Source organism: uncultured Novosphingobium sp. (assembly GCF_964277725.1).
Taxonomy (GTDB): Bacteria; Pseudomonadota; Alphaproteobacteria; order Sphingomonadales; family Sphingomonadaceae; genus Novosphingobium; species Novosphingobium fluoreni.
Genome location: NZ_CAXYKL010000054.1, coordinates 1 through 2,778, shown reverse-complemented (window position 1 = coordinate 2,778; position 2,778 = coordinate 1). Strand labels below are relative to the sequence as shown.

General features: G+C 65.2%; 2 protein-coding genes. Both read right to left on the bottom strand.

Going from position 1 to position 2,778, the window contains the following annotated elements; genetic code table 11:
* Positions 1 to 895: ligase-associated DNA damage response exonuclease (locus ACHWRX_RS03460; protein ID WP_394658097.1), on the bottom strand; the 895-nt coding region annotated here is incomplete at its 3' end.
* Positions 896 to 961: 66 nt separating this feature from the next.
* Positions 962 to 2,778, bottom strand: a 1,817-nt coding sequence (locus tag ACHWRX_RS03455) for an AAA family ATPase (protein ID WP_394658096.1), incomplete at its 5' end; no start/stop codon positions are given.

The following is a 2,778-nucleotide window of genomic DNA, read 5'->3' as shown; positions in this document are numbered from 1 at the left end:
CGTAGGGGTTCACGTCCACCACCGTCTGCGTCAGCTCGTCCCAGTCGGCATGGTCGGAGATGACCAGCGGCAGTTCCACCATGCGCTGGCGGGCGCGTTGGCGCACCCGCATCCAGCCGGACGCCATCGCGGTGATCGGATCGGGCAGGCGGCGGCTCCAGCGATCATTGAGCGCCGACGGCGGGCTGACGACGATATGGCCAACGATGTCTTCTTTTTTCGCGTCGCTGACGAGGCGCAAGTCTCCCAGATCGACGCCGAACTCCTGATAGAGCCGGCACATCCGCTCCATCGCGCCATGCAGGTAGATCGGCGCGGTATGGCCGGCGCGGCGGACTTCCGCGATCAGGCGCTGCGCCTTACCCAAGGCGTAAGCGCCGACCAGCACGCAGCGGTCAGGGTTCTCGGCCAGCGCCTTGAGCAGCTTGGCGACTTCGTGCTCGACCGGGGGATGGCGGAAGACGGGCAAGCCGAACGTCGCTTCCGTCACCAGCACTTCGCACGGCGTCACCGCGAACGGTGGGCAGGTGGGGTCTGCGCGGCGCTTGTAATCGCCGGTGACGATGATCCGCTCGCCCGCATGTTCCAGCAGGATTTGGGCGGAACCCAGGACATGCCCGGCCGGGAGCCAGGTCGCATCGACGCCGCCGCCCAGGCTGATCGTCTCGCCATAAGCAGTCGGCTGCGCGCCCGCGTCCGTCTGGTAGCGCAGCTTCATGATCGCCAGCGTTTCGGGCGTGGCCAAGGTCGCGCCGTGGCCGCCGCGTGCGTGATCGGCATGGCCATGCGTCACCAACGCGCGATCGACCGGTCGGGCAGGGTCGATCCAGCTGTCCGCTGGGACGACGTGGATCCCCCAGGGTTCGGGTCTGATCCAGGAGAAATCACGCGCCATCATAACAGAATGGGGCGGAACCGGTGTGGTTCCACCCCATGCTTGTGGGCAGTGCCCGACCGGGAGTTACTCGTCCGAGCTGGCTTCCGATTCCGAACCGGCATCCGGCGCGGTCTTCTTGGCCGGGGCTTTCTTCTTCGCCTTGGTCAGCTTGGGCGCCGCCGGGGTCAGTTCGAACGAAAGTGCGTTCTCCTTGATGGAGACGTGCACTTCGCCACCCGTGGCCAGCTTGCCGAACAGCAGTTCCTCGGCGAGCGGCTGCTTGACCTTCTCCTGGATCAGGCGGCCCATGGGGCGCGCGCCATAGAGCTTGTCGTAGCCGCGCTCACCCAGCCATTCCCGCGCATCGCTGTCGAACTGGATGTGGACGTTCTGGTCCGCCAGCTGCAGTTCCAGCTGGAGGATGAACTTGTCGACCACGCGGCTGATGGTGTCCTTGCCCAGGTAGGCGAAGGGCACGATCGCATCCAGGCGGTTGCGGAATTCGGGGGTGAACATCAGCTTCACCGCCTCCTCGCCCGCGTCCGCCTTGGAGACATCGCCAAAGCCGATGCCCGAACGCGCCATGTCCGAAGCGCCCGCATTGGTGGTCATGATCAGCACCACGTTGCGAAAATCGACGGTCTTGCCGTGGTGATCGGTCAGGCGGCCGTTGTCCATCACCTGCAGCAGGATGTTGAACAAGTCGGGGTGCGCCTTCTCGATCTCGTCCAGCAGCAGCACGCAATGCGGGTTCTGGTCGATCGCGTCGGTCAGCAGGCCGCCCTGGTCGAAACCGACATAGCCCGGAGGCGCGCCGATCAGGCGGCTGATCGAATGGCGCTCCATGTATTCCGACATGTCGAACCGCTTCAGCTCGATGCCCATGATGTTGGCCAGCTGGCGCGCAACTTCGGTCTTGCCGACGCCGGTGGGGCCGGAGAACAGGAACGAGCCGATCGGCTTGTCCGGATCGCGCAGGCCCGCGCGGCTGAGCTTCATCGCCGTGGACAGTACGCCGATCGCCTTGTCCTGACCGAACACCACCCGCTTCAGATCGCGATCGAGCGATTCCAGCGCCTTCTTGTCGTCACTGCTGACGGACTTGGGCGGGATGCGCGCCATCGTGGCGATCACCGCCTCGATCTCACGCGCGGTGATCGTCTTCTTGCGGCGGCTGGGCGGCACCAGCATCTGCATCGCGCCGACCTCGTCGATCACGTCGATCGCCTTGTCGGGCAGCTTGCGGTCGTTGATGTAGCGGGCCGACAGCTCGACCGCCGACTTGATCGCATCGGGGGTGTATTTGACCTGGTGGTGATCCTCGAACGCCGAGCGCAGACCCGCCAGGATCTTGATCGTGTCCTCGATCGTCGGCTCGTTCACGTCGATCTTCTGGAACCGGCGCAGCAGGGCGCGGTCCTTTTCGAAGTGATTGCGGAACTCCTTATAGGTGGTCGAGCCGATGCAGCGGATCGTGCCGCCCGACAAAGCGGGCTTGAGCAGGTTCGACGCATCCATCGCCCCGCCGCTGGTCGCGCCGGCACCGATGACGGTGTGGATCTCGTCGATGAAGAGAACCGCATGGGGCAGCTTCTCCAGTTCGTTGACGACCGCCTTCAGCCGCTCCTCGAAGTCGCCGCGATACCGCGTGCCCGCCAGCAGCGCGCCCATGTCGAGCGAATAGATGACCGCGTTGAGCAGAACTTCGGGAACGTCGCCCTCGACGATCTTGCGCGCCAGGCCTTCCGCGATGGCGGTCTTGCCCACGCCGGGATCGCCTACATAGAGCGGGTTGTTCTTCGACCGGCGGCACAGGATCTGGACGGTACGGTCCACCTCGGGGCCGCGCCCGATCAGCGGATCGACCTTGCCGATCTTGGCCTTTTCGTTGAGGTCGACGG